The organism is Sulfuricurvum sp., from assembly GCF_028710345.1.
GTDB lineage: Bacteria > Campylobacterota > Campylobacteria > Campylobacterales > Sulfurimonadaceae > Sulfuricurvum.
The window spans coordinates 36,998-50,791 of the sequence record NZ_JAQTUH010000008.1; the positions used below are offsets into that span (position 1 = coordinate 36,998).

The 13,794-nt window shown below is 39.1% G+C and carries 13 protein-coding genes; 4 read left to right on the forward strand and 9 right to left on the reverse strand.

The features are described 5' to 3' along the window. Positions 1-2 precede the first annotated feature (2 nt). The 3 genes from PHC76_RS10960 to PHC76_RS10970 all read left to right on the forward strand — a co-directional run bounded on the left by PHC76_RS10960 (position 3) and on the right by PHC76_RS10970 (position 5,289). Entirely contained in the window at positions 3-3,203 is a 3,201-nt protein-coding gene (locus PHC76_RS10960; RefSeq protein ID WP_299973050.1) for a CheR family methyltransferase, read from the forward strand. Then, positions 3,196-4,500, forward strand: a complete 1,305-nt coding sequence (locus PHC76_RS10965) for a diguanylate cyclase (RefSeq protein WP_299973053.1) — start codon at positions 3,196-3,198, stop codon at positions 4,498-4,500. The genes PHC76_RS10960 and PHC76_RS10965 overlap by 8 nt, the downstream gene beginning before the upstream one ends. An 81-nt stretch (positions 4,501-4,581) precedes the next feature. Next, a complete protein-coding gene (locus tag PHC76_RS10970) occupies positions 4,582-5,289 on the forward strand; it encodes a YebC/PmpR family DNA-binding transcriptional regulator (protein ID WP_299973055.1) in 708 nt (235 codons plus the stop codon). Between the two features lie 11 nt (positions 5,290-5,300). Here the strand turns inward: PHC76_RS10970 and PHC76_RS10975 are convergent, their stop codons facing one another. Next, a complete protein-coding gene (locus tag PHC76_RS10975) occupies positions 5,301-5,969 on the reverse strand; it encodes a lytic transglycosylase domain-containing protein (RefSeq protein ID WP_299973058.1) in 669 nt (222 codons plus the stop codon). Next, the gene (locus PHC76_RS10980) at positions 5,966-7,198 is read right to left on the reverse strand and encodes an MFS transporter (RefSeq protein WP_299973061.1); all 1,233 of its coding nucleotides are present in this window, start codon (positions 7,196-7,198) and stop codon (positions 5,966-5,968) included. The genes PHC76_RS10975 and PHC76_RS10980 overlap by 4 nt, the downstream gene beginning before the upstream one ends. Before the next feature lie 116 nt (positions 7,199-7,314). Between PHC76_RS10980 and PHC76_RS10985 the strand changes: the two genes are divergently transcribed. Beyond that, the gene (locus PHC76_RS10985) at positions 7,315-7,566 is read left to right on the forward strand and encodes a hypothetical protein (protein WP_299973064.1); all 252 of its coding nucleotides are present in this window, start codon (positions 7,315-7,317) and stop codon (positions 7,564-7,566) included. Here PHC76_RS10985 and PHC76_RS10990 read toward each other — a convergent pair. The 7 genes from PHC76_RS10990 to PHC76_RS11020 all read right to left on the reverse strand — a co-directional run bounded on the left by PHC76_RS10990 (position 7,558) and on the right by PHC76_RS11020 (position 13,611). Further along, entirely contained in the window at positions 7,558-8,496 is a 939-nt protein-coding gene (locus PHC76_RS10990; protein ID WP_299973067.1) for a methyltransferase domain-containing protein, read from the reverse strand. The genes PHC76_RS10985 and PHC76_RS10990 overlap by 9 nt on opposite strands. Then, complete coding sequence (locus tag PHC76_RS10995) at positions 8,497-9,375, reverse strand: DMT family transporter (RefSeq protein ID WP_299973070.1); 879 nt, start codon at positions 9,373-9,375, stop codon at positions 8,497-8,499. Positions 9,376-9,383: 8 nt separating this feature from the next. Beyond that, positions 9,384-10,940 (reverse strand): spherulation-specific family 4 protein, encoded by a 1,557-nt coding sequence (locus tag PHC76_RS11000; RefSeq protein WP_299973072.1) that lies wholly within the window; start codon positions 10,938-10,940, stop codon positions 9,384-9,386. A gap of 97 nt (positions 10,941-11,037) precedes the next feature. Continuing rightward, the gene (locus tag PHC76_RS11005) at positions 11,038-11,709 is read right to left on the reverse strand and encodes a TIGR01621 family pseudouridine synthase (RefSeq protein WP_299973075.1); all 672 of its coding nucleotides are present in this window, start codon (positions 11,707-11,709) and stop codon (positions 11,038-11,040) included. Between the two features lie 133 nt (positions 11,710-11,842). Beyond that, positions 11,843-12,592, reverse strand: coding sequence for a hypothetical protein (locus PHC76_RS11010; protein WP_299973077.1), 750 nt, complete (start codon positions 12,590-12,592; stop codon positions 11,843-11,845). 13 nt (positions 12,593-12,605) lie between these two features. After that, complete coding sequence (locus PHC76_RS11015) at positions 12,606-13,025, reverse strand: hypothetical protein (RefSeq protein ID WP_299973080.1); 420 nt, start codon at positions 13,023-13,025, stop codon at positions 12,606-12,608. Positions 13,026-13,086: 61 nt separating this feature from the next. Further along, positions 13,087-13,611 carry a hypothetical protein gene (locus tag PHC76_RS11020; protein ID WP_299973083.1) on the reverse strand — a complete coding sequence of 175 codons (525 nt, stop codon included), beginning with the start codon at positions 13,609-13,611 and terminating at the stop codon, positions 13,087-13,089. Between the last annotated feature and the right edge of the window lie 183 nt (positions 13,612-13,794).

A 13,794-nucleotide genomic window follows, 5' to 3' on the forward strand; every position in this document is an offset into this window, starting at 1 on the left:
CAATGGCAAAGAGAAAAGTAAATAACGACTATGCAAATCTCACAATCGTCGGTTTAGGAGCGAGTGCCGGAGGGTTTGAAGCACTTCAAAAATTTATTCAAAATATCGAGCCATCGAGTCGAATTACGTATGTTATTGTCCAACATCTCGATCCAAAACAGCCTACAATGCTAGGGACACTATTGGAGCGTTTTTCGAAAATCCCTATTATTGCTGTTACCGATAATCTTGAGCCTTTGGCAGATCATATCTACTATTGCCCGCCCAATTCCGACATCGTCATCGAAGAGGGGCATTTTAAACTTGTCGCCCCCTCTCTCAAGCCTTATCCAAAACCCTCGGTTAATCGATTTCTAAAATCACTGGCATTGGAGAAAAAAGAAAAAGCGATAGGGATTATCCTCAGCGGTACGGGAAGTGATGGTGCAGAGGGGATTGTTGCTATAAAACAAGGGGGTGGTATCGCTTTGGCTGAAAACGAAGATGCCAAATATTTTTCGATGCCCAAAGCGGCTATCGATACCCATGCAGTGGATGCAGTTTTACCCTCGGAGTTGTTAGCGCAAGGGATCCCCTATGCGATTGATGATCCGAAATATTTTGATCGCCATTTCGATCTTTTAGACAATATCGATAAAGTGTTTCGTTTGTTAAATCAAAAAAGTGAAGTTGATTTTAGCGATTACAAAGAAAATACCATCCATCGCCGATTGGAGCGACGGATAATTGATACTAAATCAGAAAGTGTTACTGATTACATCGACCTTTTGCAACGTTCCCCTGCCGAAATTATGAACCTAAAAAAAGAGCTTTTGATTATTGTTACTTCACTGTTTCGCGATAAAGAGGCTTTTAGGGCATTAGGAATGGAAGTTGAGTCGCTTTTAAAGGATAAGCTCGATAATCATATCCGTATATGGGTTGCCGCATGTGCTACGGGGGATGAAGCCTACTCTATGGCTATTGTTATCAGCGAGCTTTTGAAAAAGATGGAGATCACTAAAAAAGTGACGATTTTCGCTACCGATGTGAGTGAAGAGGCAATCGATGAGGCGCGTAGTCGAAGCTTTAGTGAGGAGGAGATTAGTGAAATCGATCCGCTAATCCTCTCTAGCTATTTTGTTGAAAAAAACCGCAGGTACTCTCCTATCAAAGCGATACGGGACATGATCGTATTTTCGAAGCATGACGTCATTAAAGATCCTCCATTTCTAAATCTTGATTTGGTCAGTTGTCGTAATCTTTTGATTTATTTTAACTCTGAATTGCAACAACGGGTCATCAGTATCTTTTCGTATGCATTACGTTATCAGGGGTTGATGTTTTTAGGGTTGTCCGAGACTATCGGGAATCTCACCTCTATTTTTGCTATTATTGATAACAAACACAAGATTTATCGTAAATCAAATGATATGGGAAATATCGATATCGAAGCACTCGCCTATTTTCAAAAAAAGGATTTTCAACGCGGTTCTCGAAAATTGCGTGATGAGGTAAATGCGTTAGACATTAACGGTTCGATCAACAATGCCGTCGCAGGATTTTTTGCTCAAAACGGTATTGTAGTGGACTCCAGCGGGGGTATTTTGTTTTTCAAGGGGGAGAATAAATACATTTCTCATCCTAACGGTTTAGCAACCAATGACATCTATAAACAAGTTTCCGATTTTCTCCGACTCGATTTACGAGCTACACTAAATGAAGCAGTTAAAAATGAACACGTCACCGTCTCTAAAAAAATTCGCGTATTACCACTGACGGATGATCGTGTTTATGTGACGATCACGGTTTTTCCTCTTCCGCGAAACAGACTTGCCGAGAACAGCTATTTTATTGCATTTGAAGAGATCAATGAAACCGATCGCTCGGTACTCCTCTCGCATCAAATGCAGGTGCATGACATCAATGACGTCAATATCCTCGAAAATGAGCTAACGGCACTCAAAGAGCGTTTACAAATTACCATCGAAGAACTCGAAACTTCAAACGAAGAGCTCCAAAGTACGAATGAAGAGTTGCAAAGTACCAACGAAGAGTTACAATCGACGAACGAAGAGTTAGAAACCTCGAACGAAGAGCTTCAAAGTACGAATGAAGAGCTACATACGGTTAATGATGAACTGGAACATAAAAATAAAGAGTTGGCATTTGTCAACGAAGCATTGAATAAAGTGGTCGAAGTAATCAACACGGATGTATTGATTTTAGACAAAAATCTCGATCTTTTCCTCCATACCAAAGGGATGGAACGGTTTTTCAAAATCAATTATATTCATAAAATCAATCTCAGTGAAATCATTATTAATGCATTAGTTTCTATCCCTGATTTGTTTGAAAACGTCAAAAATGTTGTGCAAAATAAGACAGAAGTGGAATACGATTTGATTATTGATAATCGCATCTACTGGTTTCAAATCAAATCGATTAATTTCTCCAGTGATGATTTTGGGGTCATTATCGGCTTTACCGATAAAACCGATATCATTCGCAACCAAGAGCTGATGTTTCAACAATCAAAACTCGCCAGTATGGGGGAGATGATTGGTAATATTGCCCATCAATGGAGACAACCGCTCAACTCACTAGCATTAAACCTTTTTGCCATAGAGAAAAAATTTCATACCGATGCGGTCAATAAAGATCTCTTTCATACTTTTGTGGAAGAGTCTCAAAAAACCATTCAGCACATGTCCACTACTATCGATGATTTTAGGGATTTTTTCAATCCGAATAAAGCCAAAAAATTGTTTAAATTGTCATTTGTAATCGATAAAACAATCTCATTCGTCCACGATTCGTTTAAAAATCATGGAATCACTATCTATTATGATGATAAAGGGGATATTGAAATTTTTGGGTATGAGAATGAGTTTGCACAAGTGCTTATTAACATTTTCAATAATTCCAAAGATGCCATTTTACGAGAAAAACGTGAGGATGGCTTTATCCGTATTGGAGTTGAACATAAAAGAGATAAGGCTATCGTGATTATCACTGATAATGGTGGCGGAGCATCCGATGAAATTATCAATCGTGCATTTGAACCTTACTTTACGACCAAAGAGAAGAAAGATGGGACAGGAATAGGGTTGTATATGTCAAAAATGATTATCGAAAATAGTATGAGTGGATCAATCCGTATGGAGACGATCCAAAATGGGATGCAGACTGAAATCACTTTAGAAGTTAAATACGATGCTTAAATCATTTACCCTTTTATATGTTGAGGACGATTCTTCCACCGTGCGTTCTTTTATCAATGCATTCGGTGATTATTTTAATGAGGTAATTATTGCGCGAAATGCAGAAGAGGGGTTAGAGCTTTTTGAAAAACATTCTCCTCATATTTTGATTACTGATTTACAGCTTCCAAAAATGAGTGGATTGGAGATGATAGCACACATACGCCATGCACATCCATCTTTTCCTATCATCGTTAATTCCGCTTTTAGTGATACCCATTTGTTATTACGAAGTATTGCATTGCATGTTGACAATTATATTCTCAAGCCGACTGATCCGTATCAGCTGTTGCATGTGTTGGAAAAAATAGCTCGGATTATTACATTGGAGAAAAAACTCAATACCACTCGTGAAATAATGCAGACGATGATCGATGGAATACCCGATCCCATCCTTTATATTGAACCTGATTACACGATAGCAATGATGAATCAGGCAGCAAAAGAACAAGCCGATGATTCAGTACTGGTCAATAAATGTTTTAATTTAGCACAAAAAAATCTTCCTGCGTGTTCAGAAGATGGGAGCTCATGCCCAATGAACAGCGTTAAAAAAATAAAGCAACCAGTCACTATGCGTCATCTACGAAAAGATAAAGAGGGAAACAAACGGTATGTTGAAGTGCATATGCGCCCCATTTTAGATACAGAGGGTGAGATAACTGCTTATGTTGAAATTACGCATGATATTACGCAATATCTGACAGTACAAGATCGCCTTGTGGCGGAAACAGAAAAGTTATCCCATATTTCGATGCACGACCCCCTAACACATCTCCCTAACAGACGTCTTTTTATGGATAGAATAGAACAAACGATTCAACATAAAAGCCGAACTAAAGAGATATTTGGTGTATTTTTTATCGATTTAGACCATTTTAAAGAGATTAATGATTCTATCGGTCATTCAAGTGGTGATTTGTTATTGATAGAAGCGGCAAAGCGGATGCAAAAAGTTATCCGTAAAGGGGATACCCTATCACGTTTTGGCGGGGATGAATTTCTCCTGATAATTGAAAATGGAATGACAGTATCCCATTTTTCAAAGATAGCAGAAAAAATACAAAAACTTTTTCAAGAACCTTTCTTAATTAATGAACATCAAGTCGTGAGTAGTTGTAGTATCGGCATTAGCTTATTTCCGCAAGATGGCAAAAATGCAGAGCTTCTCTTAAGTAATGCAGATAAGGCAATGTATGCGTCTAAAAACGGTGGTCGTCACCAATTTCACTTTTTTGATCCGAAATTGATGGTGTAAATCTACAAATCCTTTGTTATGCATAGGTAAACGCGCTATAATTCCACCAATTATTGAACTATATTTAGAGGAGCATATCGTATGGGAAGAGCGTTTGAATATCGTAAAGCCGCAAAAATGAAACGTTGGGGAAATATGTCCCGCGTATTTCCAAAGTTGGGTAAAATTATCACGATGGCGGCAAAAGAGGGTGGGGAAGATCCCGATATGAACCCGAAACTCCGTAGTGCGATAATGACTGCTAAAGCGCAAAATATGCCAAAAGACAATATTGATGCGGCAATCAAACGAGCATCCGGTAAAGACGCTATCTCTTTGGCAGAGATGAATATCGAGGGAAAAGGACCACATGGGGTACTCTTTTTCGTCGAGTGTGCTACCGATAACAATGCGCGTACAATCTCCAATGTCCGCACGATTTTTGGACGTGCCAAAGGTGAAACTCTCAACAACGGTTCACTCGAATTTATGTTTAGCCGTAAAGCGGTGTTTCGATTTCCAAAACCGGCTATGGATTTAGAAGAACTTGAATTTGCACTCATCGATGCAGGGTTAGACAGTATCGAAGAAGAAGAGGGTGAGGTGAGCGTGTATGGTGAATACACTTCGTTCGGCGCCCTCTCATCAGAGTTGGAAAAAATGGGAATTACCCCTGATAGTGCGGCATTGGAGCGTATCGCGAACTCTCCGGTAGAGTTTAATGATGAGCAGATGGCGGATATTGAAAAACTAATTGATAAACTCGAAGAGGACGATGACGTTCAAGCGGTTTATACGAATATCGGATAAAGTTTAACTGTTCACCCCTGAATAGGCTCAGGGGGAACGGTTGAATCTTCTTTTATCTCATTTTGATGGATGGTAGCATCCAAGAGTAATGTTTTAATAAAGTGATCTTTCGTCCCTCTTTTGAATTCGGGATCTTTTAAAAGTACAGAAATTTTATTACTTCCATTCTTTTTAATAAGTCGTTTGAGCTTTATCTCTCCCAGTCCATAAGCAAAGTCAGCGAGATACCACTCTCCAAACTCTTTTTTTAAATCTTTGATATAGCGTATAGCGGCTTCGGTTGAGAGGCAAATATTGGTTCTCTCATCATGCCCTTTTTTGATTGTGAGACCATAGGTTCGTCCTGATTGTTTCATGAATTGCCATAAGCCGACGGCTCCGCTTCCGTGAGCATCATTTCTAAAATTTGATTCGCAATAGGGGATAAGAGAGAAATATAGGGGAATATTTGCCTCTTCAAATTGTTTTGCTATTTTTGCATGTTCTTCTTTGGTGACTTGATAGCGTTTCATGTGATAGTTATAACTGGTAGCGTACGTCTCGCGTACGTTGTGAAGGGGATTAATATCATCATAGGACTCTTCAGAACCTATGGATGTTAGAGAAGCATTGATTGCATCCTCAGAGGGTGCACCGTAGAGAGAACTCAGGGTAATGATGAGGACGAAAACCTTTCTCATACTTCGATATAATCCAAATCTTTGTGGAATGTTTCATGGGTATAATAAAGTGCAACGGCAGCAAGGGTAAAGCAAACTGCTCCCACAATAGCACCTGCCCCTAAAATTCCATAATTTGCTTTGAGGGAAATAAATGAGAGGGTAATAGGAACTACTGCACCGCGAACGAAATTGGGTGCAGTAGTGGCGACGGTAGCACGGATATTGGTTCCGAACTGCTCTGCAGCCATCGTGATAAAGAGAGCCCAATAGCCGCAGAAAATACCCAGTGCAAAACATGCCCAGTAAAACTCAGAAGGTGTTGCTCCGTGTAGGGTGTAATACCATACGACACTCAAAGAGGAGAGGAGTAAAAAGAGGGTAAATGCATTTTTGCGACTTTTGAGTTTTTGGGAGAGATAACCGCTGGCGAAATCACCGATAGCCAAACCGATATAGCAGTACATTAATGCAGTACCTGCACTTATGTCACCGGTAATCTCTAATGCCTTGGCAAATTCGGGAGAGAACATAACGAGTACTCCCACGACAAACCATAATGGTATACCAATAGCAATTGCTTTGAGGTATTTACCGAGTAACCGTTTGTGTGTAAAGAGGGCAAAAAAATCTCCCCGTTTGATATTTTCACTAAGATTGTGTTCAAACATCCCTGATTCACGCACTTTGAGACGAAGTATTAGCAGTGTAAAACCTAATATCCCTCCAAACATATAAGCATTTCTCCATGCAAAATGTTCCGCAACGAGATTGGCGGCAACCACTCCGAGTACACCAAAACTGGCGATGCTCATTACTCCATATCCGCGAAGATGTTTTGGGAGGATTTCGGCAACCAGTGTTACTCCTGCTCCAAGTTCTCCCGCTAAACCGATTCCGGCGATAAAACGCAACGCCGCATATTGTTCGACATTGGTCACAAAAGCGTTAAGAAAATTGGCAACCGAATAGAGGACGATAGAGGCAAAGAGTACCGAAAGTCGCCCTTTTTTATCCCCCAATATTCCCCATAAAATTCCTCCGATGAGCATCCCTCCCATCTGCATATTGAGAATCGTAGAACCCCATGCAGTGATTTCATCAGCTTTGAGCCCAAGCTCACTGAGACTTGCTACACGGACTACTCCGAATAAAATAAGATCGTAGATATCGACAAAATACCCCATTGCGATAACGATGACCGGCAATGTCAATACTTGACGAATAATTGTGAAAGAAGAACTGTTCATTAAAACTCCCAATAGATAGTGATTGATTATAGATTATTTTAGCTTAGAAGTAGTATTATTAGCGATGTTTAAAAAATAGTAAAAAACATTATTAGTTTTTTAAAGGGGGATGTATTATGCAAGACGTTCAAAAAAAAATTATCCGTTTTGTATTGGATTATGATATTTCTAATATAAATACGTATGCGGGATACAAAGGGGATTTAATCATAAAAGTAACCACGAAAAATAGAGAGGATGTCATAGATTTACGTAAATATGCACTCTCATTAGGCGTGAAAGAGGTTGTTATCAAAGAGAAGCTTGATACCAAGCAATATGAAATTTTTTGCGTCACGGTGGATGATGACGTTTACACGTTACGCTAACTCTTTTTTGAGTGAAGTAGCGGTTAAAAAGAGGTAATCACGTCCTGTAACGGTGACGCGAAACTTTTTTTGCTGTAAATATTTTTTACAGTAATAGATATCTTTTATGATTATCGACATCTCTGAATAGGGATAGTTCGGTGCTTTTGCCCCATAAATCATCTCCCCCCCCATCCATCGACAATTCGGAAATCCTAAAATCATGGCACCATCTTTATTCAAATACTCTTGTACTAACGAGGCAAAGAGGGGTTTAAACTCCAATGTAGAGCTTTGTAGGGTTCCGATGGTGATAATGAGATCGAATCGTCCTAGATTGAGCGATGATAAATCGTTAATATCATGGACGTAAAAGTGGGCATTCCCCTCACCAAACCGCTCCCGTGCGACATTGATAGCACTGGATGAAAAGTCGATTCCGACGAGTTCTATATTCCTATACACTTCATCTGGGAGAATTTGACGGATGAGGTCAAATTCATCTCCTGTGTTGATCCCCAAATTCAATATCCGTTTTTTATCACCCACTTTGACACTTCGTAATGCACGCAGATAGGGACTCAAGAATGCGGGTTCTTCATTTTTGTGGATAGCGGCAAATCGGGACGCTGTGCCGTATTTTTCCTCTTTTTCCTCAGAATGATGAAACGAATCGCTAAGGTCGAGTTTTTCATAGGTGAGAGCTATGGTGTGTTCAGATAGGGGTTTGGGGGTTAAGAGGCGGCAAAACAGCAGTTCAGCTAAATCACTCCACCCTTTGTAAGAGCGATGGAGATAGTTTATTTCGTTTATTGTGACGGTTTCACCCGCATAGGAATTTTTGGCAATATCAGGGTTAAGTACTTCAAAGGTGATGGTATCAGACACCGTGAGTGCTTCGTGTGCCCATGAGAGGATTTCGCTGAGAGGTTCTGAGGTGAAGGTTTTCATTTATTTACTCCGTGAGAGCATCAGACCGCTTATCACAATCATGAATGCGCCGATGATGATAGAGATAGTGGGCAAGGTATCCCCTAATAGTATCCCAAAAATGGTTGCAAAGAGGACAACGGAATAACTAACACTACTCACCAATCCTGCTTTGGCGTAAAAGTAAGCGCGAGTCATGTATATTTGTCCCCCTGCGGCTGATAATCCTATCAATACAATCCATACCCAATCGATTCCTTGGGGGAGAATAAATGGGCTTAGTGCGAAACTTAGCGAAGGTGAGGTGTAAAACTCACCTAATATCATCAGTATGAGGGGGATGAGTACACCCGAAATCATAAAAGAGAGGACGACGGTGCGTGTATCGTAGTAGGCTTTTAAACTTCGGACACTGGTGTAGGCGAGTGCGGAGAGAAATCCTGTGAGTATCCCCATAATATGGAGATAATTCCACTCCATTCCATTGAGTGTCACAACCCCTAAAAAACCGATGAGGATTGCTAAAAGCGCACTGGTTTTGAGCCTCTCTTTGAGGAGGAAAAAAGCGAGAATAGCGGTAAAAATAGGCTCTGTTTTAGCATAAATGATAGCGTTTGAGAGTGATGTTGCACTGATGGTGTAAAAAAAGGTGAGCAATGCAACCGTTCCAATAACTCCTCTAAAAACGAGGGTGAAAGGGCGACCCCCGACATTACGAATCGGAGAGTGAAAGAGGGTAAACGAGATAGCAATCAGACCGATAGCGTTACGCCAAAACGTCACCTCAACCGAGCTCATCGAAGCTGAGAGAAGTTTTGCAAACAGCATCGTGAGGGCAAATAAAAACGATGCTAAAAGCATAAAAAATATGCCACGGCGTGTGTCAGAAGATGTATTCACCAAAAAACCTATAGTGAATCGATATAAGCAATTAAGCTTTCAAAATAGGTTGTTAAAGTATCCCACGGATTTGGGATTGTATCGTTTGTCAGGTAAATATATCCTAATTGATACGTTGAAAGTTTGGATATCTTAGCAGATGTTAATGGTGCATTATACGCTAACAGTGCAAAACGTCCGGCACCGTAATGAAGTGTATAAGATGGAGGGGAGAGTGTATCATAATTCATTCCACTGTCTTCATAAATGACAGTCGTATCGGACGCTCTAATAATCGATTCATCAGGATAAACTCCTGGATTAACAACGACACGACTTGACTGATTGTGATCTTTGATATAGCGATACAATCGATCATAATAGTGATTAGTATCGGCAGAGGAATTGGTTTCATCAAGAAAAATACCGTCTAAATCGGGGTAGCAACTATAATAGGTATCAATATCGTTTTTAACTGTTTGTTCTGATCGTGCACTATAAGACGTATAGACGTAGCCTATGATTTTTATAGATGAAGATTTTAGTTTTGTAATTCCTTGACGATAGTCACTAGCTACTGAAGTATTGCAATCGACTGGACCATTATTAGGATTGATGATAGCAATAGTCTCTTTTGTATGAGCCGTTTGTGCCACTTTTTGCCAGCTAGAATCTGTTGGATAGGTATAAAGAGGGATCAGTGTTCCTCTAAAATGAGTTATTGAGGATGGTTTGAGGGGAGGAGAAAATGAAGCGAAGGTATCGAGTTGATGAATTACATAACCTTGAAACGAGCGGTTGGTAATTGCTGTATTTAAAATGGTATGAATCGATTGAGGATCGGTATAGAAAGAGACGTTTGGTTCTTTGGAAGCTACTGTTTCGATTGCTAATTTAATACTTTTTCCTGTTTTGCTATCAGCATAGAGAAGGGCATTTTGGCAATTGGTAGAAAAATCGGCAAAGTTATTCGTGTAATTCATAATAATAGTTTCATCTGCTAAATCGATTACACTATAGTCGATGGCTCTATTATTGGGAAAGCCGGTTGTAGCAATGAGATCAAGCCAATAGGGGAGCGATACAGAGAGTTTTAATCCATGGGCATGAAGTGTAGTGCTGGCATAAGTAACCAGATCAAGATAGTTCTGCCATGCAGGGATATTTGCAGGATCAGTTTGATCGGTAAATGCAGTCCATGGCTCGATATCCAAACTTAACCCAATGATTTTTCCACCTGAAGCATTGTATGTCATGATTTGATTAATCCATTGATCTATTGTTGATCGTGTTGGATGATCTGAACCTAACATCCAAATCTTAGCTCCAGATGATTCCATTTGATGTGCATTGGTAGTAAAATTGGCATCTTGATTGAGATAAATGGTTAGTGTATGATTCGGAAAGTTGCTTTGAACGGTACTGTATCCGTTGTTGCCGTTCCATGAATAAAATGAGAGTTCGTTAGTGGTGCTACTCTTTTCTGTATTAGTGTTATTCCCTCCTCCTCCACAGCCATATAGAAATAGTGCGAGGAGTAAAAAAATCACTCTATAAAATGATGAGATATATTTAATTGTTGTCATATAAAACTTTTGTTTGGAATAAAATGAAATTGTACAGTAGTGTGATAGTTAATTGGCTTTAGTTTGAAATAGTGGTTTCAATAATTACGAATGTAAACTATGCAGGGAAATTAATCCATGGCTTGCTCCACAGCTCCAACTGAGCTTTGCACTCCGCACTCACAAACCGCTCCCCCGCATCAGGTGGTGATACAAACTCGAACGCTTCATCATTCAGGCTAAACCGCAATGCGTAAGCATGTAAGTATCCCCGTTCTTCTTTGCGTGCCTCATCTGCTTGTGCGTAACGCTCATCTCCTGCGATAGGGGAACCGAGAGATTTGAGGGCGACACGGATTTGATGGGTTTTGCCCGTATGGGGTTTGATGAGGAAAAATCGTTCATGAGTACGCAATGCACAACTGATGAACTGAGTAATGGCGGGATTTTCCATCGTCGTGAGGAGTTTATAATCTCCCCGTCGTGCACCTGTCATATCTCCCTTTATCCACCCCATTTTTTTCTTCGGTTTACGCATCGAGATGGCGAGGTAGTATTTTTCGACTTCGCGATTTTCAAACATTTTGCCAAACTGTGCAGCGGTTTGCGAATCTTTGGCGAGAATTACTAGTCCTGAGGTCATTTTATCGAGACGGTGGACGGGGAAGAGGGAGATACCAAGTTGTTGGCTGACTTGCACGACAAATCCCGCTTCTCCTTCGGAGTGGAAGTTGACACCTGCACTTTTGTGGGCGATAATGAAAGAGGGGTTGTCATGGAGGATTTTCATGGTGTGATTATAGCGAAAGGTAGGTTGATAGTCCGAGGGGGTGGTGCTCTCACTCCTATTCTCTTGAGTTGGAGCACTTAGATTATAGGATAATGTCCATTCCTACTCTCCTAAATGGGAATGAGAGAAAAAATTATTTTTTTTCTTCTTTTGCCATTGCTACTATTACAGTAAGAATTTCTATTGCTTTTCCAATAATCTGATTTGTATCAGATTGCGCTTGAAGTGAACTCATTGAACCCTCAATAATACGTAGTCCTTGTGATGTCAGAAAGGTTATTCTGATTTCTCCACGTTGAGGAATTGCGCTTCTTTTTACTATTTTAATATTGTTATTTTTTAAATATTTAGCAGAGAGATTCACTAATTCTTTTTCTAATTTCTCTATTTCAACATTGCCACTTTGTTCGATAAATACAATTTTTTCACTTTGATTGATATATCGGATTGATCCATCCCCATAAGATGCTAGTGTATCCAACCCTAAACGAAGAGGTACTTCTATTATTACGCCTAATAAAATATCATCTGTTGATGGTTGCCCGGAATCTCTTAACCAATTATACGCTAGTGCACGCACTCTATTTTCAGTTGAAGGATTAATAGCAATAGATTTAATCTCATCAGCATTTGGTTGAATAAAAAAAGCTTTTTCCCAGTAAGCTAAATCTTTATCATGCTTTGGTTTGAATAAATTTAGATTGTCACAAAAAAGTAGGTTGTAAATAAAATTTGCATTTTTACTGGTATACGGAGAAACCTCAATGTTTGAGGCTGCAGATAGACTAATTGATATACAAAAAAGTAAAAATATTTTTTTGTATATGCTAATTGTCAAATTGTTTGTATTGGAAATAAAATTAAATAATTTTTGTATAGACACTCTTTTTTTCCTATTATTTGACAAACTGCTTTTTAATGAATGTATAACCGAGCATTATTAGGATAAACAGCTCTAATGTATAACCAAAAAGATAGTCCATCAAACTCAATTTTGTCTTTGGCAATTCAGCAGGTAAAAGACCGGAAGTCTGTAAAGCGCTCAATGCTTCTCCTTTTGGCAAGGGCATATACATTGTCGATTCACCAGTTATACCTAATACTAATCCTTTATCTTCGACAGAGTAAGGGAGTAAAAAAGAATGTCTTGCAATAAGTTGTCCAAGGTATAAATGTTTACCATCAGGAGTAGTGATAGAAGTATTTGCGATATGAGTGATCGATTCTTTATCACCGAACATGAGATGTCCTGCGAAAGCTTGTGACGAAAATCCGAAACCTAAAAGAAGAAGTGATGTTAAAGTGAATTTTTTCAAACGTTGTATTCCTTTCTATGTGAATGATATGTTTTATATTTTAGACAGTAAATATTGTCTTTCAATAAGGCGATGTTTTAGTACCTTCTATGAATCCATAGATAGCTATAGCGGCTCCTTTATCAACAGATAGGACTTCTTTGCAATCATTAACGGTGATACCGACGGCTATTGAGGCACTAATAGCCGCATCATAGAAACTGACGCCTGTTTTACAATATGCGAGAAAAAAAGTTGATAATCTTTCATGAGATTCTTGAAATGTGAGTTGTGAAGTTTTTGGGGATGCATATTCCATATTGAGGTTATTTTCACCTATTTCGTTCCCCATTTGGTTTAACACGGCAAACATAGTATTCATGAGTTTAGGACCATGTATATTAGCCTGATCAGAGAGAACCACCGTGCCAGATGTAATCGAATTATCAAATTCAAAACTTCTGTACATTAGTGAACCGGCTATTCTAGCTAACGATATAATAAGTGTTTCGGCATGAAGTCGCCCGTTTTCTGTAAGTAGTTTTCTCGAAGCATCGATAAAAAATTGGGCTGTGTTTAAAAGACTATTCAATTTCTCTTCAGTCATATTTTCAAATCCGTGAAATTTTAATTGTTGTCATATTATCTAAATTTATTTAAAATAAACACAAAATTATTCTTTTCCATTTTCCAAAATAAGAGGGAGAATAATTTGTATTAGTAATAATTTCTTTTCCTTTCCTTTCCTTTCTTAATACCCATTTCTAACCAATTTTTCTATTTTATTTAA

Coding starts and splice junctions, on each gene's coding strand:
- PHC76_RS10960 (WP_299973050.1), top strand. CDS start 3: ATGGCAAAGAGAAAAGTAAATAACGACTATGCAAATCTCACAATCGTC.
- PHC76_RS10965 (WP_299973053.1), top strand. CDS start 3,196: ATGCTTAAATCATTTACCCTTTTATATGTTGAGGACGATTCTTCCACC.
- PHC76_RS10970 (WP_299973055.1), top strand. CDS start 4,582: ATGGGAAGAGCGTTTGAATATCGTAAAGCCGCAAAAATGAAACGTTGG.
- PHC76_RS10975 (WP_299973058.1), bottom strand. CDS start 5,969: ATGAGAAAGGTTTTCGTCCTCATCATTACCCTGAGTTCTCTCTACGGT.
- PHC76_RS10980 (WP_299973061.1), bottom strand. CDS start 7,198: ATGAACAGTTCTTCTTTCACAATTATTCGTCAAGTATTGACATTGCCG.
- PHC76_RS10985 (WP_299973064.1), top strand. CDS start 7,315: ATGCAAGACGTTCAAAAAAAAATTATCCGTTTTGTATTGGATTATGAT.
- PHC76_RS10990 (WP_299973067.1), bottom strand. CDS start 8,496: ATGAAAACCTTCACCTCAGAACCTCTCAGCGAAATCCTCTCATGGGCA.
- PHC76_RS11000 (WP_299973072.1), bottom strand. CDS start 10,940: ATGACAACAATTAAATATATCTCATCATTTTATAGAGTGATTTTTTTA.
- PHC76_RS11005 (WP_299973075.1), bottom strand. CDS start 11,709: ATGAAAATCCTCCATGACAACCCCTCTTTCATTATCGCCCACAAAAGT.
- PHC76_RS11020 (WP_299973083.1), bottom strand. CDS start 13,611: ATGACTGAAGAGAAATTGAATAGTCTTTTAAACACAGCCCAATTTTTT.